Here is a 16773-nt window from a genome sequence, read left to right as displayed (position 1 = left end):
TCAAGGCAATCGCGACGCCCACGCAGTGGCGACGCAGCAGGCCGCCCCACCGGTGCGCGAGCGAATCCCGCCTGGCCAGCACCGGCTGGCACGCAGGCAGCGCAGCACGTCGGCCGCGCAGGCGGCGGCGGATGGGTAGCGCTCGGCGGGGTCGCGGCGCAGGGCCGTCGAGACAATGCGCTGGACGTCACCCTGCAGCTGCCGCCTTAGCCGCTCGGTTTGGGTGCCGCGCGCCGCGGCAATGGCCGCCGCGGCAGGTGGGTTCGCCGGCAGGGCGTTGGCCAGCGGCGGCGGCGGCGCGGCTTGCAACATTTGGCGTATCACACCTCGCCCGCATGTCGTCGCGCTGACGGGGCTGCGCCCGCAAAGCAGCTCGTACAGCAGCAGACCGACAGCATGCACATCCGTTGCCGCGGTTGCGGGCAGGCCACGGAGCTGCTCCGGCGCGGCGTAGCGCAGCGTCATCACGGGGCGGCCCTCCGCGGTCAGCGGGGCGCTCTGGCTCCGAGGAGCGCCCTGCCATCTCGCGATGCCGAAGTCCAACAGCTTCACGCGCCCGTCTGGCGTCACGAGGATGTTGCCGGGCTTGATGTCACGGTGCAAGATGCCATGGCTGTGCGCATGCGTCAGCGCGCGCAACACCTGCCCGACAAGCGCCAGTCGCGCGGCCACGTCCAAGGCGTGCGCATCACAATGCGCATCGATCGGCAGGCCGTCGACATGCTCGAGCACGAGGTAGGGCTGGCCCGCCGGCGTCTCGCCCACATCGAGCAGCCGCGCGATGTGGGGATGCGCGAGACGCGCCAGGATGGCACCTTCCTGCCGGAAGCGCGCAGCGCCGGGCCCGCCCAGCAGCGACAAGTGAAGCAGCTTGATCGCCACGGGTGACAGAGACCGCCCCTCGACGCGCCGCGCCAGCCACACTGAGCCGCTGCCGCCCGATCCCAGCGCCGCCTCGACCCGGTAGGCGCCAAAGCGCTGGCCCACCAGCCCCGCCGGCAGCTGGCCCGCCATCAGCGTGCCGCTAAGGAAGCCACCGAACGCGGCGGGCAGCGCCGCGCGCAACTGCGCCGCGAGCCGGGGCTCAGCGAGTGCGACGGCCTGCAGCCGCAGCGCCCGGGCGGGCTCGTCGAGCTCCAGCAGCTCGTCCAACACACGGCTGAAATGCGGCCACTGGCGGCGGTCCGGCAGCTTCATGGGGACGGTGGAGGGTTTGGCGTGGATCCCAGGTGGCGGCCACGTGATCTTTCACGCGCCGTGGGCACGGCGGTCCAGCACCGCTGCCGTCTAATCCTCATTCCGCGGTCGACGGGTCAATGACGGTGCGGATCTGGGACACCTTGTCGCACGGGAACCCGCCTTCGCGGGCATGGCGGAGGATCGCAGCCTCGTCCGGCGCCAGGTAGATGCAGTACAGGCGGTCATCCGTGACATAACTCTGTATCCATTGAATGCCGGGCCCCATGCTGTTCAGCACGGCGCAGGATTTTTGCGACACGGCCTTGAGGTCCTGCGGCGTCAGCTGGCCGGCACCGGGGATGTTTCTTTCGATGACGAATTTGGGCATGGTTGCTCCTTCGGTTGAAGAGCCCTCATGCTCGGCGCTGCGACCGCGGCGCGTACTTAAACGGTTATGAATTGCCGATGAAAACCACTGCGTCCTCTCCTCTCGCACTGACGGCCGAAGCCCCCGACGCGCCGCCGCGCGATGAGTACCGCTTCGGAGAGTTCGTGCTGCGCCCGAAGGAGCGCCAGTTGCTCAGGGCCGGCGAGCCGCTGGCTGTCACCGCCCGCGCCTTCGACGTGCTGGCGCTGCTGGTGCAGCGCAACGGCCGCCTCGTGAGCAAGGACGAGCTGATGCAGCGCGTCTGGGCGGGCGTCATCGTCGAAGACAACAACATCGCCGTGCAAGTGGCGCAGCTGCGCAAGCTGATCGGCGCCCGCGCCATCGCAAACATCTCCGGCGTCGGCTACCGCTTCGCCGTGCCGCTGGCAGACGCCGGCTACGCCGACAGCGACACCCTGGCGTCGCACGCGCCCAGCGCGTCGGGCAACCTTTTGGCACGGGTGCCGGCGCTCATCGGCCGGCAGCCCGAGCTGGCCGAGCTGGTAGCCCTGCTCCGGGCACAGCCGCTCGTCACGGTCTGCGGCGCTGCAGGCATCGGCAAAACGCACCTGGCGCTCGCCGCGACGCGGCAGCTGACGCCGCACTTCGCCGACGGCGTGTTCTGGGTGGAACTCGCGCCGCTGACCGAGCCATCGCAGGTGGCTGCGCTGCTGTCGCGGGTGCTGGGCATCAAACTCGCCAGCGAAGACGAGCCACTCGCCGTCATCGTGCGAAAGCTAAAAGCACTGCGCATACTCATCGTGCTGGACAACGCCGAGCACCTGCTCGACGAGACGGATCGCATCGCGCAGGCGCTGGTGCAGGGCACCGAGCAGCTGGCCCTGCTTGTCACCAGCCAGATCCCGCTGCGCGCGCCGGTCCAGCAGCTCTATCGGCTGGGGCCCCTCGAGCTGCCAGCTGACGACGCCACGCCCGACGAAGCGCGCAGCTGCGGCGCGCTGCAGCTGCTGGCCCAGCGCGCCGCGGGGTGCGGCAGCTCATTGCGATGGGACGAACACAGCACTGCCCTCGCCGCCGGAATTTGCCGCGAGCTAGACGGCAACGCGCTGGCTATCGAACTCGCCGCCGCGCGACTTCCGTCGCTGGGCATCGCGGGACTGGCGTCGCGGCTGCACCACCGCCTGAGCCTGCTGGCCCCGCCGTCGCTGGCCCAGCCCTCGCGGCGCAACGCGCTGGCTGCGGCGCTGGACTGGAGCCACGGCTTGCTCAGCGAAGCCGAGCAGCGGATATTCCGGCGCCTGTCCGTATTCCCCGGCTCGTTTGACCTCGACTGGGCCGCCGGCTGCCTCGCCGACGAGTCGATGAACGCCTGCCGCGTCGTCGAGGTCATACTCGATCTGGTCGACCGCTCGCTGGTGAGCATCGACCGTGCGAACGCACCGCGCTACCGCCTTCTCGAAACGGGCCGGTTGTTCGCGAAGGGCAAGCTGGCGCAGTCAGGGGAGGCCGCAGAGATTCAGCTGACCTTCATGCGCGGCATGCGTTGCCTGTTCGAAAAGAGCTTCGACGAGCACTGGCAGCAGCCGCCGACGGCTTGGACGGCGCGATGGACGCCGGAGATCGACAACCTTCGCGTCGCCTCGGATCTTGCGCTGCACGCCGATGTCGAAACCGCCATCGCGCTCTACGGCAGCGGCTGGCCGCTGTGGCTGGCGCTGCTGCAGCATGGCGAGGCGCGCACTCGCGGAGAGATACTGGCCGGCCGCATCACGCCCGAGACGCCGGCGCGCGTGGCCGCACTGTTCTGGGAGGGCCTGGCACGCGCCCACAGCACCGAGTTTCCGCCACGGGCCCGCGAGGTCGCCGAGCGCGCTGCGCGGCTGTTCGCCGAGCTGGGCGACGCGCGTGGGCAGTACCTCGCATGGTCGGAATACGCCTTCAACTGGCGCGTGGACCACCCGGACGCCCGCCGCGCGATGGCCCTGGCCAAGGCCGTGGAAAACCCGCGCTGGCCGTCCAACGTGCTGTCACGCGGGCGCACCACCGAGGCCACGCTGGACCTGACGGCCGGCAAGATCGACAGCGCGCACGCGCTGCTGCTTTCGGTCCAGGCGCTGTGCGAGCGCGACGGCGATGTCGAGGGCGTGCTGCGCGCCGGCACGAACCTAGCCGACGCGGAGCGGGCGGCGGGGCGGCTCGACGAATCCGTCGCGCGTAGCGAGGCGCTGCTGCCCCTGATTCCGAAGGACGGCACATCGCCCGCCGAGTTCAGCATCTTGGGCAATCTCATCGGCGCGCTGGTGGCGCAGGGCAACCTAGCTCGCGCAAAGGAGATCGTGCAGGAATGCTGCAGCCGCCAGCGCCGCATGGCGGCCGACAACCTTTGGTGCGCGCTCGACGCGCTGGCACTGCTGCACGCGTTCGGAGGCAACTGGCGCACCTCCGGCCGTCTTGCTGGGGCCGCGGATCGCGCCTACCGCGACCGCGGGCAGGAAAGCCGGCAGCCCAACGAGCTGGATGACCGGCATCGCTTGGACTCCATCCTGGCCCGGCACGTGGACGCCGCCGATCTCGCCGCGTGGCAGGCCGAGGGCGCCGTGTTGGAGATGGCCGAGATCTGGCGTTCAGCGCTCGACGTGGCCAGCCTGCGCTTCAAGACGTGACCTGGCGCCTCCCGGCTGAGGCCCAATGACACTATGCAGACCATCTAGGGTCCGTCTGAGCTTCCAATCGGCCAGTCCTGCACTTCAGTCGAGGTGGTCGGACGTCTCGTATGGATCGACTTGACGCGGTCGCGCCGCCAAGGACCGGTCGTTAAACGATGTACAGATTTATGTCACTGTCGAGCGACCGGCTCGAACAGCGAAGCCGCGCCGTGCCGCAACCCGAGCGACTGGTTTGGCGGGAGCGGCCACTCAGATCCAGTACCGCGACCGACTGAGATCATTGTGTTGATGTCCGGCGAGTTTCTGCTACGGGCACCGGCGCTGGATGACTGGTGTTCGTTGTAGCCGCCGTTCGGGCCTCTAGCGGCGAACGTCTCAGAACAGCCTGGACCCGCAGTTCGACCGAAGTCTGCTATGGGCACATTGCTGCCCCACGACTGATGAAGCCGAGCGGCAGCAACCAGCCTGAGGCGGCCAGCATCTCCCCATTTGGCCCTGGACCGAGTGGTCAAGTCGCCGGACACGCTGCCCTGCGCGACACCTCCGGACAAGGTGCTCATCAGGCGCCGGATTCCGTGCTCAGAAGACGCTAGACCTGGTGCTCAGGTCGCGTCGGAATATGCACCCCCTTCGAATTGCCCTACCGGGCTCGTGATCCTGAGCTTGGTTGCGATGATCCAACCGACAGCCAGTCGCACGAGGCTGTCGTCGTCATCCACCGCCTCCAGCACCGACCAGCTGCGCAGCGTGGCAGTCGATGGCGACTCGGGGAATCCGATGGGTGCCAACAGATTCATGGATGCATCTCCGTCAAGTTGCGACTTCAACGAAGGCGTCGCAGCTGGGCTCTGCGTTGCGGAGTGATGCCCACTACCTGCGGCCGCCGCGCTTCTCTGTCCCCGATTGCCGGCTTTGAGCGTCGGCCGTCAGGCTTCCTCCCCTCGGCTTCGAAAGAGCCAACGGCTTTTTCGAACCGGCCATCAGGCCGGCTGCGTGGCGCGGCTCAGTCGCCATGAGATCGAGAACCTGCTCGCGCGTGAGGCCTGTAGCGAACACGCGTGCCGCCTTCGCCGCCAACTCAGGAGAGATGACAACGTGCTTACCTGTGGCAATGCGCACTCGTTTCACTGGAAGTCACCCCACTGGTAGCTGCTTAGGCAGGAAGACCGCCGCGCATCTGCTCAAGAAGGACTTCTACCCGTTGCTGTCCGTCCTCGGTGACCATCAACTGCGCCGGTGTCGCGCCATTGAACTCAGGCAACGGCTCAGCAAACCAGGTATCCAGCCAATCAGACAGCGCGACGTCGTCGCGGGCGCCGCCACTGTCTTCGATCATCTGTCCCAACTTGCTCAGAAGCGTGGCCTTGGCTCGTGTGGATACCTTCAAGATGAGCGTCCCAGATCTGCATGTGTGCAGCCGCTCGTGGCAAGACGACGGCGTCCGAGGCGACGCGGCCGCGCGATCCTAGAAGGCACCGATCGACTGCGCACCAAAGCTGCACTCATATTACACATATAAATCGACGGCTCAAATCTCATGACCGCATACGTGGCCAGTATTCTTTTGGCACCGGATTCGCGAGAGGCGCGAGTTACTATACAAGTCGCTCGCTTGTATATCAACACCCCGGGAAATAGTATTCCCGCTTTGAATAGCTTGGCGGACTGATTAGCGAATCTTGGCGATAAAACGGTCGACCGGGGACGGCCCTCGCGCGCCTTCGATGTCCCGCTGCGGCATCTGCCCGAGCGGCGCGAGGCCCATCAGATACAGGAAGTTGTCGCCAAGCGGAGAGCCACAGTGGGCGCAGTTGTTCATCCAATACTTGCCGCCGTAGGCCTTGCTGTTCCTGAAGCGCACCGACGGTGGTCTCGGCGCGGGCGGTGTCTCCTCTGCGAACGGCGCGCCTTCCCACCAGTACACCGGCGTGTCTTGCTTGCAGCTCCAGCAGTTGTCCAGCGCGCACAGGTAGGTCGCCTTGCCAAGCTCGCTAGGCCGGGCGAGCCCGTCGCAGGGCATGCCGAGCGCGGCCGCCACCGAGTGCACCTTCTTGCCCCAGTCGCGGCAATCAGGGCACCGCACCGGCTTCAGGCGCCTCCGGTTGTTCGGCCACCAGGCGAAGGGTCCTTCTGGGTTGCGATCGAAGTCACCAAGAACATCGGCGGCTCGCAGCTCTATCCATGGGTGCTGGAGGTCGAGCCCCTTCTTCTGTCCCACCAGGTGGGTGTGGAAGATTTCAACTACCAGCGCGATGGCATCGTCGCCCTCCGGGCCTCGCACGCCTGCAACGTCGCAGACGTATGTGCCTACGGGCACTTCGACGCGCGCCCGATCAATCGCTGATGGCGGCACGGCATAGGGAAAGTCAGCGCTGCACCAATCGCAGCTCAGCTTGATCGACACCAAAGAACTAGCCGCCTTGGCGTTGTCGTTCAGGATCTGCTGGGCCAGGCGCTTTGCGGCCTGATGCTCCGTTGACTCCGGCGAGCAGGCCTTGCCGCCTCGGTGGGAAAAGTGAGGCCGCAGTTTGGCGCCGCGGTGTAGGTCGAGTTGGTCGTCGCAGCCTGGGCAACGATGCTCTTCGCCGCGCACGGCAACGGATGCGTGCACCAACCGGTCGTCAGCGTTGAGCCCGAAGGGGAGGAGGATCGGATTGAGTCGGAACACGGCGCAAATCAGGATACCTGCGCCTGCGCCGCCCAAGCCGCCGGCTCCGCGCCAGGCAACGGCGACGTAGCCCGCCTGATTGGCGTGGTCCCGGCGGCCCAATTTCAGGCCAATCTTTGCCCACCATCTGGCATCCGGACAAATATCTTGTTGTCGCGGCAGGATTTAATTCCTGGCCAAAGCCGGAACGCGCATTTATTTATGGCCGACCTTTGACGAAAAAGGGGTCAAAAAGCTCATTTCGGCACCACGAATATCCATCGTCAATCGAGTATCTGGGCGAAGATCGGCCAAGAATTGGTCAGAGTTGTTGCGAACTTGTGGCCAATCTTGGAAGCGAGTCACACGGCTAGGTGCTTTTTCTTTGCCGGTACCGTACCAGCGCCGTGAACCGGCCGCCGGAAGCGGCATGCAGAGGTCACAACGCAGCTTGCTTGATTTCTAGCGGTCGGTGGGCGGTCGCCCCTCCGTTGGCGGCCCCAGGCATCATGCTGGCGACAAAGTCGATGAACGCTCTGACCTTGGCCGGCACGTGGTTCCGACTGGGGTAATAGACGTAGAGAGGGAACGTCTCGCCAGGCCAGTCCGTCAGAACTGGCTCCAGCGTGCCCGCACGCAGGTGTGCGTCGATCCCGAGGTCGATCACCTGAGCGATCCCGTAGCCAGCAAGGCAGGCGCCAATCTTGGTTCCCGCATCCGTGACCGTCAGGTTCCCGCGGACAGCCACCTTCACCTTCTCATCACCACGCCAGAACTCCCATTCAAAAGGCCTGCCGGTCGCCGGGTCGATGGCCTGGATGCATTCATGGCCATCGTCGACGAGATCCTTGGGCGACCTGGGTCGACCACGTTGCGCTAGGTAGGACGGCGCGGCCACCGTCAGGACCCGCGGGCTGTACAGCCTGCGGCAGACCAGGCTTGAAATGGAAGGCGGTCCAAACCGTATGGCGAGATCGAATCCGTCGCTCACCAGGTCCGAGAGGTCGTTCCTGGTCTCCAGCTTCAGTTGCAGCGCAGGGTGGTCCGTCAGGAACTGGGCCAGTTCTGGTGCCAGCACAAGGCGAGCGAACACAGCGTCGCACGCCACACGCAGTGTGCCGTTGACGACGGAGGTCTGGTCCGAGGCGCCGACCGCCGCCTCTTCAATCCCCTGCAGGAGCGGCAGCACCTTGGACAACAGCTCATGCCCGGCATCCGTCACTTCCACATGTCGGCTGGTGCGGTGCACAAGCTTCGCGCGCAGGCGGTCTTCCAATCGCTGGATGGCGCGACTCACCGCAGGCTGAGTCTTGCCAAGACGAGATGCAGCACGACCAAAGCTCTTGGATTCGGCCACGGCCGCAAGGGCAAGCAAGTCGCCGACAAGTCGTCCATCGAGGCCTTCCACCATCTATGTGTTCCGGTAATGGCAGCGATGACCGATTCGCAGTAGCCGAGGGCAGGTTGAGCTTTCACTATACGAGTCGTTCGACTCTTGAAAGAAAGCCAGCCATGACCCAGACCCAAGCCGTCGTCGCCTTGATGGATGACTATTTCAACTTGGCCTATGAACCGAAGAGCCGTGACTTCAACAAGGTCTTCCATCCGAGCTGCCTGGTCCAGTGGCTTCAGGATGGCCAGCTGAACACCTTGTCGTCGTCGGACTATGCGGCGCTCATCAACGGGAGGCCGAGTCCTCGCTCAACTGGCGCTCCGAGAGATGAGGCGGTTCTCGCCATGGCGCACATCTCGGAGAGCCTTTCCACAGCGACTGTGAAGGTGCGGATTGGAAAGAAGCTGTTCAACGATCACTTCGTGCTGCACAAGCTGGAAGACCGCTGGTTGATCACAACCAAGGCGTCCTTCGTGGCGCATACGTTCGACTGAAGCGCATCTCCGCGCGATCAGAGCTTCAGCTTGCCGTGCACGCCCTCGTCCACGCGTTGGCCGGTGAGCGCGCCGAACAGCATCTTCATGCCGGCGATAGCGGCACCGTGGCGGTTGTCCCAGTACTCGCCGCTGACCGGGTCCACGCGCAGCAGGCTGATGCGCGGATCGTTCTCGCCCTCGGTGAACCAGGCGCGCAGCTTGGGGGTCCACAGCCGGTGGATGGTCGCCTTGTCGGTCACCTCGGTGGCGGTGCCGTCAAGCTTAAGGTGGCCGCTGTTGTCGCCCTCCTTGAAGAACAGCGTCACGCGCGGGTCGCGGTCCAGCTCGATGTTCTTCAGGCTGTCGACCTCGGTGAAGAACCACAGCCGGCCGCCGTCATCCACCTCGATGACCGTCATCGGCCGCGCGTGCAGGCCGGCGCTCATGCTGAAGGTGCAGAAGAAGCAGCTGTTGCCGGACTTGACCAGGTCGGCGATCTTTTGCGCGGCGGCGGGGCCGCTCAGGTTTTCTTCGGTGCTGACGTCCTGGTCGGACGGATGGTTGCGGCTGGCGTCTTGCATGTCGGCTCCTTGGGCATTGACTGACTCTGCAGCCTATTGAGAGCGCCGCCGCGCGGGTGTCGGCCACCAGGAGGGCGCGCTGTCGGAAGGCGCCGTCGGGCGCCCGATCGTCACGCCGTCACGTGGCGCGACAGCTCGGCTACCAGTGCGTCGAAGACGACGCGGCAGGCCCGGTTCTGGCGCAGGTCCTCATGCATGGCCACCCAGGTCTCCAGCGGCCAGGCGAAGGCGCCCGCCAACACACGCTCCAGCACTGGCTCGCGCTTTGCCAGCGCGACCTGGCAGACGCCGATGCCGGCGCCGGCACGCAGCAGCGCAAGCTGGGCGAGGTCGGAGTCGCAGCGCAGCGCAAAGCTCTCGCGGCCCATGCCACCCATGCGCAGGGACCCGGCACGGATGAAGGGCGTGATGGTGTCGAAGCCGATCAGCGTGTGGCCGCTCAGCTGCGCCAGCGTGGCCGGGCGGCCATGGCGGTCCAGATAGTCCGGCCGCGCATGCAGGCCCAGCTCCACGCTGCCGACGCGCCGGGCGATCAGCTGCGCCTGCTCGGGCGGCGTCATGCGCACGGCGATGTCGGCCTCGCGGCGCAGCAGGTCTTGCAGCTGGTTGCTCAGCGCCAACTCGAGCACCAGGCCGGGGTGCTGCCCGCGCAGCGCGGCGAACACGCCCGCCAGCACCTCCACGCCGATGACCTCGCTGGCCGTCACGCGCACGGTGCCACGGACCTCGTCGCCGCGCGCCGTCGCCGCGCGTTGCAGTGCCGCGGCGGCGGTCTCCATCTGCTCGGCGTGGCCACGCAGCGCCAGCGCCGCCTCGGTCGCCAGCAGCCCCGTGGGCGAGCGGGTGAACAGCGGCTGGCCCAGCGCCTGCTCCAGCGCGGCGATGTGGCGGCCCACCGTCGGCTGGGTCAGCCCCAGCCCGCGCGCAGCGCCGGACAGCGAGCCCTCGCGCAGCACGCCCAGGAAGGTGTGCAGCAAGTCCCAGGGCAAGGTCGAAGCCATGCATAAATGTATAGCCGCAAGCTCAAGATCAGCAATTCCCAAATGGGCTGCCGGTTTCCAGAATCCGCTCATCGACAAACGGCTGGAGAGCAGCGATGGCAGGCAAAGACAAGACGGTTCTGGTGCTCGGCGCGAGCGGCGGCATTGGCGGCGAGGTGGCACGGCAGCTGCGCGACGCCGGCTGGCGGGTGGTGGCGCTGCAGCGCGGCCTGGCCACGGCCCAGGAGCAGCGCGATGGCATCCATTGGCTGCGCGGTGATGCACTGAACGCCGCCGACGTGCACGCCGCTGCACGCGACTGCGGCGCGCTCGTGCACGCCGTCAACCCGCCCGGCTACCGCGACTGGGACCGCCTGGTGCTGCCCATGCTGCAGAACAGCATGGCCGCGGCGCAGGCCCACGGTGCCACGCTGCTGCTGCCGGGCACGGTCTACAACTTCGGCCCCGACGCCTTCCCGCTGTTGCACGAGGACTCGCCGCAGCGCCCCGTCACGCGCAAGGGCGCGATCCGCGTCGAGATGGAGGCACGACTGCGGGCCGCCAGCCAGCAAGGCCTGCGCGTCATCATCGTGCGTGCCGGCGACTTCTTCGGGCCGCGACCCGGCAACAGCTGGTTCTCGCAAGGTCTGGTGCGGCCGGGCAAGCCGGTGACGGCCATCAGCAACCCGGCCGCGCCCGGCATCGGCCATCAGTGGGCTTATCTGCCCGACGTCGCGCGCACGATGGTCGAGCTGCTGGCGCGGCGCGACACGCTGCCCGCGTTTGCCAGCTTGCACATGGCCGGCCACTGGGACGGCGATGGCCGCCGCATGGCCGAGGCCATCCAGCGCGTCGTCGCCCGCCACACCGGCAAGCCGCCGCGCGTCAGCGCCTTCCCCTGGTGGCTGCTGACCCTCGCGTCGCCCTTTGTCACGACCTTCAAAGAGATGCGCGAGATGCGCTACCTGTGGCAGCGGCCGGTGCGCATGGACAATGCCCGCCTCGTCGCGGCGCTGGGCCGGGAGCCTCACACGTCGCTGGACGACGCCGTCGAGGCCTCGCTGCGCGGCCTGGGCTGCCTGCCCCAAACGGGGCCCGATCGTGATAATCGGGTCAGCTTGTCTGCCACCACCTCCCCATGACCTACTGCGTCGCGATGCGCCTGCGTTCAGGCCTGCTGTTCGCCTCCGACACCCGCACCAACGCGGGCGTCGACCACATCGCGAGCTTTCGCAAGATGCACCAGTTCCAGATCCCGCATCAGCGCGAGATCGTCATCCTGAACGCGGGCAACCTGGCGACCACGCAGTCCGTCATCTCCATGCTGAACGCGCGGCTGAATGGCGAAGGCGAGCACCTCCTCAACGTGGCCAGCCTCTACGACGCGGCGGTGCTGCTGGGCCGCACGCTGAAGGAGGTCGTCGACCGCGACAGCGACGGCGGCTCGCACAGCCAGGGGGTGGACTTCGGTGCCAACTTCCTGATCGGCGGCCAGATCAAGGGCGAAGGCCCACGGCTCTTCCACATCTACCCGCAGGGCAACTTCATCGAGGCGACCGAAGACACGCCCTATTTCCAGATCGGCGAGAGCAAATACGGCAAGCCCATCATCGACCGCGTCATCCGCTACGACACGACGGCGTTGGACGAAGCGGCCAAGTGCACGCTGGTCAGCTTCGACTCGACCATCCAGTCCAACCTGTCGGTGGGCCTGCCCATCGACATGCTGATGCTGCGCGCCAACCAGTTCGACATGGCGATGAAGCCGCCGCACCGCATCGGCCGCGACGACCCGTATTTCCTGGCACTGCGCACCGGCTGGAGCGCAGGCCTGCGCAAGGTCTTCGACGAGCTCCCCAACGAGCCCTGGTTCGACGCCTGACGGCCTCCCGCGGCGCGCGGGTCGTCAACGCGAGTCATCTCGCGGCGCGAAGGATGACAACGCTTTCCACTCATTCGCCTGTGTCGACGGTTTTGACAGTGCGTTGGCGGGCTTTGGAGTCAACTGCATGGAAATCAACAACTTAGGGGGGCTGGCCCGATAAATGCTCATTTCTGACTGCAGCAGACCAACTATGCGCGGAGGTGGCATATGAAGAAGAATCTCTCGGGGGCGCACGCACTCTGGCTTCTCGCCTTGTCCTTGTCGGCCGGTTCGGCCCTCGCGGCGCCACTGCCCGTCTACTCCCCGACCTACCCCTCGCCCAACTCAGCCTGCGCGACCAACGGCAACTTCGTGTCGTGCTCGACGACGGTGCTGGACTATCTGGCGACCAACAACTACCCAGGCTTCACCGGGCCGTACTCCTTCGCCGCGGCGCAGGGCAAGTTGATCGACACCATCGTCGTCACGGCCAACAACGGCAACATCCTGAACAACGGCGACCAGGTCAACCCGTCCGAGGACGGCTTTTCGACCAACAACGGCGGCAACAAGAAGTACTTCTTCACTGGCGACGCCAACGACCCCGCCAACAACGGCGCGCTGTCGGGCGACACGCCCTTCAGCTGGGACATCGGCCTGGCCGCGCTGAACCAGAAGCTGACCTTCGACGGCGCGTACCACAAGATGGCCATCGCCTTCGACTTCAACAATCCGCAGGGCGACATCGCCAGCCTGCCGATCTGGGCGCTGGTCACCATCCGCGACAAGGAAGGCGTGCTCAGCAACAAGTACTTCGAGACCCAGGCGCTGGACCTCGGTGATCTCTTCAAGGACCCGTCGCTGTACGTCTCGGACAAGACCTTCGACGGCAGCGCCATCACGACACCCGGCGCCGACGACTTCGCGCTGACGGTGGGGACGATCTGCGTCGTCAACGCCACCGTGTCCTACCCGTCACCCGACGGCACCACCTGCCCCAGCGGTGGCAGTCCGGTCAAGACGAACCGGGCCTCCAACGAGGTGGAGTTCATCAACTACCTGCCGTCGCTGGACGCGCTGGACCTGCAGGCTCAGGGCTATGACACGATGTCCGTGCAGATCTGGATGGGCTGCTTCAACAACGGCGTGCGTGGCGCCGGCCCGGCGCTGGCGGATGGCGGCTCCATCGGCCCCTGCGACACCGGCGGCTTTGGCGACATCTTCCTGCTGGCCGCTGCCGCCGAGCCGGGCCGCCTGCCCGAACCTGGCACGCTGGGTCTCACGGGCCTGGCACTGCTGGGGCTGTGGCGCCGCCGCCGCGCGGCGCACTGAGGCGCGACTCGCCTTTCCTGCGCTTCAGACCGGCCCGAGCACCCGCATCGAATAGTCCACGGCCCTGACGTCCTTGGTCAGGCGGCCGATGGAGATGCGGTCCACGCCGGTCGCGGCGATCCAGCGCAGTTGATCCAGCGCCACGCCGCCCGACACCTCCAGCAGCGCGCGGCCGCCGTTCACCGCCACCGCCTCGCGCATCTGCGCTTCGCTGAAATTGTCCAGCAGCACGCTGACGGCGCCGGCGTCCAGCGCCTCGTGCAGTTGCGTGACGGTCTCGACCTCGATCTGGATGTCCACGCCCGCATCGAGCGCCTGCGCGGCGCGCAGTGCGGGTGCGACGCCGCCGGCCGCCGCGATGTGGTTCTCCTTGATCAGGATGCCCGCGTACAGCGCCAGCCGCTGGTTCTGCCCACCGCCCACGCGCACCGCGTACTTCTGTGCCAGGCGCAGGCCGGGGACGGTCTTGCGCGTGTCCAGGATGGCGCAGCCCTTCGCGTTCGGGCTGGCGCCGGCCACCGCGTCGACATGGGCGCGCGTGATCGTCGCCGTGCCCGACAGCAGCTGCAGGAAGTTCAGCGCCGGCCGCTCGGCGCTGAGCAGCGCGCGGCCGTCGGCCTCGATCCGGCAGGCCAGCGTGTCCGCCGTCATCGCGGCGCCCTCCTCGTACAGCCATTCGATGTGGCTGCTGGCATCCAGCGCGGCGAACACGCCGTCGAACCAGTCGCGCCCGCACAGCACGGCCGCCTCGCGCACGCGCACCAAAGCGCTGACGCGCCGGCCCGCGGGCACCAATTGGGCCGTCCAGTCGCAGCGGCCGATGTCTTCGGCCAGCGCTTCGCGGATGTTGCGCGCGCGCGCCTCGGCCAAGGTCTCTTCGGTGAACTTCACTCCGCCGGCCCCACGGTCAGCTGGATCTCGCCCAGGCCTTCGATGCGGCCCACCAGCACGTCACCCGGCACCACGGCACCCACGCCGGCCGGCGTGCCGGTGTAGATCAGGTCGCCAGGGTGCAGGTGATACAGGTGCGAGAGGTTGGAGACGATCTCGGCCTGGCTCCAGATCATGTCGGCCAGGTCACCACGCTGCTTCTCGACGCCGTTGACCGCCAGCGTGATGGCGCCCTTGTCGAGCGCGCCGAGTTCGCTCTTGCGCACGATCTCGCCGAGGATGGCCGACTGGTCGAACCCCTTGGCCGTGTCCCAGGGCTTGCCGCCGGCCTTGGCCACGGCCTGCAGGTCGCGGCGCGTCATATCCAGGCCCGCGGCATAGCCCCAGATCGCGGCGATGGCCGCCTCGGGCGTGACCTTGAACACCGGCGCGCCGATGGCCAGCACCAGCTCCATCTCGTAGTGATAGTTCTTCGTCTCGGTCGGGTAGGGCACCGTCGAGCCCGAGGGCGTCAGCGCGCTGGCCGGCTTGGTGAAGTAGAACGGCGGCTCGCGCGTCGGGTCGGCGCCCATCTCACGGGCATGATCGGCATAGTTGCGGCCGACGCAGAAGATGCGGCTCACCGCATATCGGGCGTCCGTGCCGCGCACGGTGGCGCTGGGAATCTCGGCCGGAGGAAAGACGAAATTGCTCATGGCATGGCTTCGACATTGGAAGGACAGTGCGCAGCATACTGGGCTGGCCCTGGCGCTGGTCGTGCTGGCGCTGATGACCGGCTGCGCGACGCGCCCCTCGCTGCCCGGCGTCGGCATCGACCGCGACGGCCCGCTGCCCAACCCGCCGGCCGACCTGGCCAAGGTGCCCGACGCGCTGCCCCGCGTCGAGTCCATCCGCAGCGGCGGCCCCAACAAACCCTATGAGGTGCTGGGCGAGCGCTACGAACCCATCACCGGCGACGCGCCCTACGTCGACCGCGGCCTGGCGTCCTGGTACGGCCGCAAGTTCCACGGCCGCCCGACGGCCAGCGGCGAGGTCTACAACATGTACGCGATGACGGCCGCGCACCCGACGCTGCCCATCCCCAGCTATGCCCGCGTGCGCAACCCGGCCAACGGCCGCGAGGTCATCGTGCGCATCAACGACCGCGGGCCCTTCCACAAGGGCCGCATCGTCGACCTGAGCTACACGGCCGCGCTGAAGCTGGACGTGCTGCGCGGCGTCGCGCCGGTGGAGGTGCGGCGCATCACCTACGCCGAGATCCGCGCCGGCCTGTGGAGCAAGCCGGCCGACGACCCGCCGCCCGTCTTCGTGCCCGAGACACCGCCCGGCGCGCCGCAGCGCGAGACCACGGCCGTCGTCGCCACCGGCATGAACTACTGGCTGCAGTTCGGCGCCTTCGCCAAGCTGGACGGCGCCGAAGGCCTGCGCCAGCGCGTCGCCGAGGCCGACCTGGGCCTGCTGCCGCTGCTGACCATCGTGCGCGAAGGCGGTCTGCACCGGCTGCGCGCCGGCCCGTTCCCCAGCGCCGACGAAGCGCGCCTGCAGGCCGACAAGCTGCGCACGGCGCACGGGCTGGACACCAGTCTGATCGAGAAGCGCTAGCGGCCGCCGCCCACGTCCAGCAGCGCGCCCACCGTGTAGCTGGCTGCGTCCGACAGCAGCCAGGCGACGGCCTCGGCCACCTCGTCGGCGCGACCCATGCGCTGGATGGGGATGTCCTTCACCTGACCCTGCGCCCGCTCCAGCATGCCGCTGCTGGCGTGGATGTCGGTCTCGATGATGCCCGGCCGTACCGCGTTGACGCGTATGCCCTCGCTGATCAACTCGCGTGCCAGGCCCTTGGTCAGCGTGTCGATGGCGCCCTTGGTGGCCGCGTAGTCGACGTAGATGCCGGCCGAGCCGAACTCGGCCGCGCGCGAGCTGAGGTTGACGATGGCGCCGCCCGCGCCGCCATGCCGGGTGCTCATGCGCCGCGCGGCCTGCTGGCAGCACAGCAGCGTGCCCATCACATTGACGGCGAAGAGGCGCTGCCAGCGCGCCATGCCCATGTCCTGCAGCCGCGCGGCAGGCGCCACGATGCCGGCGTTGTTGACCAGACCCGCGAGCCGCCCGCCGGCGGCATCCAGCCGCTCGAACATCGCCTCGACCTGCGCCTCGTCCGCCACGTCGGCCTGCAGCAGCAGCGTGCGCCGGCCGAGTCCGTGCAAACTGCCCGCCAGCACCTCGGCGGCGGCGCTATCCTGCGCGAAATTGATGGCCACATCCCAGCCGGCCCTGGCGCAACGCAGCGCCGTGGCGGCCCCGATGCCACGCGAGCCCCCGGTGATCAAGACCCAAGCCGTCATGGCGGCATTGTGGCGTTGTCGGGGAAGATGC

17 protein-coding genes are annotated in these 16773 nt (G+C 67.5%); 6 read left to right on the top strand and 11 right to left on the bottom strand.

Features of this window, described 5'->3' with window-relative positions:
- Complete coding sequence (locus AC1D29_RS16025; RefSeq protein WP_477899093.1) at nucleotides 1-1197, bottom strand: serine/threonine-protein kinase; 1197 nt, start codon at nucleotides 1195-1197, stop codon at nucleotides 1-3.
- A 97-nt stretch (nucleotides 1198-1294) separates the two neighbouring features.
- Entirely contained in the window at nucleotides 1295-1567 is a 273-nt protein-coding gene (locus tag AC1D29_RS16020; RefSeq protein WP_477899091.1) for a DUF4242 domain-containing protein, read from the bottom strand.
- Nucleotides 1568-1644: 77 nt separating this feature from the next.
- Here AC1D29_RS16020 and AC1D29_RS16015 point away from each other — a divergent pair, with 77 nt between their 5' ends.
- The gene (locus AC1D29_RS16015) at nucleotides 1645-4230 is read left to right on the top strand and encodes an ATP-binding protein (RefSeq protein WP_477899089.1); all 2586 of its coding nucleotides are present in this window, start codon (nucleotides 1645-1647) and stop codon (nucleotides 4228-4230) included.
- Between the two features lie 605 nt (nucleotides 4231-4835).
- On the opposite strand, the gene AC1D29_RS16010 is transcribed toward AC1D29_RS16015, so the two are convergent.
- From AC1D29_RS16010 to AC1D29_RS15995, 4 genes are all read right to left on the bottom strand, one after another.
- On the bottom strand, nucleotides 4836-5030 hold the full coding sequence (locus tag AC1D29_RS16010) for a hypothetical protein (protein WP_477899087.1): 195 nt from the start codon (nucleotides 5028-5030) through the stop codon (nucleotides 4836-4838).
- Between the two features lie 356 nt (nucleotides 5031-5386).
- A complete protein-coding gene (locus tag AC1D29_RS16005) occupies nucleotides 5387-5569 on the bottom strand; it encodes an MbcA/ParS/Xre antitoxin family protein (protein WP_477899085.1) in 183 nt (60 codons plus the stop codon).
- 333 nt (nucleotides 5570-5902) lie between these two features.
- The gene (locus AC1D29_RS16000; RefSeq protein WP_477899083.1) at nucleotides 5903-6901 is read right to left on the bottom strand and encodes a competence protein CoiA family protein; all 999 of its coding nucleotides are present in this window, start codon (nucleotides 6899-6901) and stop codon (nucleotides 5903-5905) included.
- 418 nt (nucleotides 6902-7319) lie between these two features.
- Nucleotides 7320-8291 carry a LysR family transcriptional regulator gene (locus AC1D29_RS15995; RefSeq protein WP_477899081.1) on the bottom strand — a complete coding sequence of 324 codons (972 nt, stop codon included), beginning with the start codon at nucleotides 8289-8291 and terminating at the stop codon, nucleotides 7320-7322.
- A 101-nt stretch (nucleotides 8292-8392) separates the two neighbouring features.
- On the opposite strand from AC1D29_RS15995, the gene AC1D29_RS15990 reads away from it, so the two are divergent.
- Complete coding sequence (locus AC1D29_RS15990) at nucleotides 8393-8767, top strand: nuclear transport factor 2 family protein (RefSeq protein ID WP_477899079.1); 375 nt, start codon at nucleotides 8393-8395, stop codon at nucleotides 8765-8767.
- A 17-nt stretch (nucleotides 8768-8784) separates the two neighbouring features.
- Here the strand turns inward: AC1D29_RS15990 and AC1D29_RS15985 are convergent, their stop codons facing one another.
- Complete coding sequence (locus AC1D29_RS15985; protein ID WP_477899077.1) at nucleotides 8785-9330, bottom strand: pyridoxamine 5'-phosphate oxidase family protein; 546 nt, start codon at nucleotides 9328-9330, stop codon at nucleotides 8785-8787.
- A gap of 110 nt (nucleotides 9331-9440) precedes the next feature.
- Nucleotides 9441-10331 carry a LysR family transcriptional regulator gene (locus AC1D29_RS15980; protein WP_477899075.1) on the bottom strand — a complete coding sequence of 297 codons (891 nt, stop codon included), beginning with the start codon at nucleotides 10329-10331 and terminating at the stop codon, nucleotides 9441-9443.
- Nucleotides 10332-10426: 95 nt separating this feature from the next.
- Here AC1D29_RS15980 and AC1D29_RS15975 point away from each other — a divergent pair, with 95 nt between their 5' ends.
- From AC1D29_RS15975 to AC1D29_RS15965, 3 genes are all read left to right on the top strand, one after another.
- Nucleotides 10427-11452 (top strand): NAD-dependent epimerase/dehydratase family protein, encoded by a 1026-nt coding sequence (locus AC1D29_RS15975; RefSeq protein ID WP_477899073.1) that lies wholly within the window; start codon nucleotides 10427-10429, stop codon nucleotides 11450-11452.
- Nucleotides 11449-12192, top strand: coding sequence for a proteasome-type protease (locus AC1D29_RS15970; protein WP_477899071.1), 744 nt, complete (start codon nucleotides 11449-11451; stop codon nucleotides 12190-12192). Before AC1D29_RS15975 ends, AC1D29_RS15970 begins: the two co-directional genes overlap by 4 nt.
- Nucleotides 12193-12402: 210 nt before the next feature.
- Nucleotides 12403-13506 (top strand): PEP-CTERM sorting domain-containing protein, encoded by a 1104-nt coding sequence (locus AC1D29_RS15965; RefSeq protein WP_477899069.1) that lies wholly within the window; start codon nucleotides 12403-12405, stop codon nucleotides 13504-13506.
- 24 nt (nucleotides 13507-13530) lie between these two features.
- On the opposite strand, the gene nadC is transcribed toward AC1D29_RS15965, so the two are convergent.
- Both nadC and AC1D29_RS15955 read right to left on the bottom strand, forming a co-directional pair.
- Nucleotides 13531-14397 (bottom strand): carboxylating nicotinate-nucleotide diphosphorylase, encoded by an 867-nt coding sequence (gene nadC / locus AC1D29_RS15960; protein ID WP_477899067.1) that lies wholly within the window; start codon nucleotides 14395-14397, stop codon nucleotides 13531-13533.
- Nucleotides 14394-15092, bottom strand: a complete 699-nt coding sequence (locus AC1D29_RS15955; protein WP_477899065.1) for a fumarylacetoacetate hydrolase family protein — start codon at nucleotides 15090-15092, stop codon at nucleotides 14394-14396. Before AC1D29_RS15955 ends, nadC begins: the two co-directional genes overlap by 4 nt.
- On the opposite strand from AC1D29_RS15955, the gene AC1D29_RS15950 reads away from it, so the two are divergent.
- Nucleotides 15091-15999, top strand: coding sequence for a septal ring lytic transglycosylase RlpA family protein (locus tag AC1D29_RS15950; protein WP_477899063.1), 909 nt, complete (start codon nucleotides 15091-15093; stop codon nucleotides 15997-15999). The two genes, AC1D29_RS15955 and AC1D29_RS15950, sit on opposite strands and share 2 nt — an antisense overlap.
- On the opposite strand, the gene AC1D29_RS15945 is transcribed toward AC1D29_RS15950, so the two are convergent.
- Nucleotides 15996-16742: an SDR family oxidoreductase gene (locus AC1D29_RS15945; RefSeq protein ID WP_477899061.1), complete on the bottom strand. Its 747-nt coding sequence runs from the start codon at nucleotides 16740-16742 to the stop codon at nucleotides 15996-15998. The genes AC1D29_RS15950 and AC1D29_RS15945 overlap by 4 nt on opposite strands.
- Nucleotides 16743-16773: the final 31 nt, after the last annotated feature.

This window comes from Roseateles sp. P1_C6, from assembly GCF_056406315.1.
This window is presented reverse-complemented; position numbering and strand designations above follow the sequence as displayed.

Excerpts from the sequence above, each read along its gene's own strand:
- AC1D29_RS16025 (WP_477899093.1), bottom strand. The coding sequence starts at position 1,197 with ATGAAGCTGCCGGACCGCCGCCAGTGGCCGCATTTCAGCCGTGTGTTG.
- AC1D29_RS16020 (WP_477899091.1), bottom strand. The coding sequence starts at position 1,567 with ATGCCCAAATTCGTCATCGAAAGAAACATCCCCGGTGCCGGCCAGCTG.
- AC1D29_RS16015 (WP_477899089.1), top strand. The coding sequence starts at position 1,645 with ATGAAAACCACTGCGTCCTCTCCTCTCGCACTGACGGCCGAAGCCCCC.
- AC1D29_RS16010 (WP_477899087.1), bottom strand. The coding sequence starts at position 5,030 with ATGAATCTGTTGGCACCCATCGGATTCCCCGAGTCGCCATCGACTGCC.
- AC1D29_RS16005 (WP_477899085.1), bottom strand. The coding sequence starts at position 5,569 with ATGATCGAAGACAGTGGCGGCGCCCGCGACGACGTCGCGCTGTCTGAT.
- AC1D29_RS15995 (WP_477899081.1), bottom strand. The coding sequence starts at position 8,291 with ATGGTGGAAGGCCTCGATGGACGACTTGTCGGCGACTTGCTTGCCCTT.
- AC1D29_RS15990 (WP_477899079.1), top strand. The coding sequence starts at position 8,393 with ATGACCCAGACCCAAGCCGTCGTCGCCTTGATGGATGACTATTTCAAC.
- AC1D29_RS15985 (WP_477899077.1), bottom strand. The coding sequence starts at position 9,330 with ATGCAAGACGCCAGCCGCAACCATCCGTCCGACCAGGACGTCAGCACC.
- AC1D29_RS15980 (WP_477899075.1), bottom strand. The coding sequence starts at position 10,331 with ATGGCTTCGACCTTGCCCTGGGACTTGCTGCACACCTTCCTGGGCGTG.
- AC1D29_RS15975 (WP_477899073.1), top strand. The coding sequence starts at position 10,427 with ATGGCAGGCAAAGACAAGACGGTTCTGGTGCTCGGCGCGAGCGGCGGC.
- AC1D29_RS15970 (WP_477899071.1), top strand. The coding sequence starts at position 11,449 with ATGACCTACTGCGTCGCGATGCGCCTGCGTTCAGGCCTGCTGTTCGCC.
- AC1D29_RS15965 (WP_477899069.1), top strand. The coding sequence starts at position 12,403 with ATGAAGAAGAATCTCTCGGGGGCGCACGCACTCTGGCTTCTCGCCTTG.
- AC1D29_RS15950 (WP_477899063.1), top strand. The coding sequence starts at position 15,091 with ATGGCATGGCTTCGACATTGGAAGGACAGTGCGCAGCATACTGGGCTG.
- AC1D29_RS15955 (WP_477899065.1), bottom strand. The coding sequence starts at position 15,092 with ATGAGCAATTTCGTCTTTCCTCCGGCCGAGATTCCCAGCGCCACCGTG.
- AC1D29_RS15945 (WP_477899061.1), bottom strand. The coding sequence starts at position 16,742 with ATGACGGCTTGGGTCTTGATCACCGGGGGCTCGCGTGGCATCGGGGCC.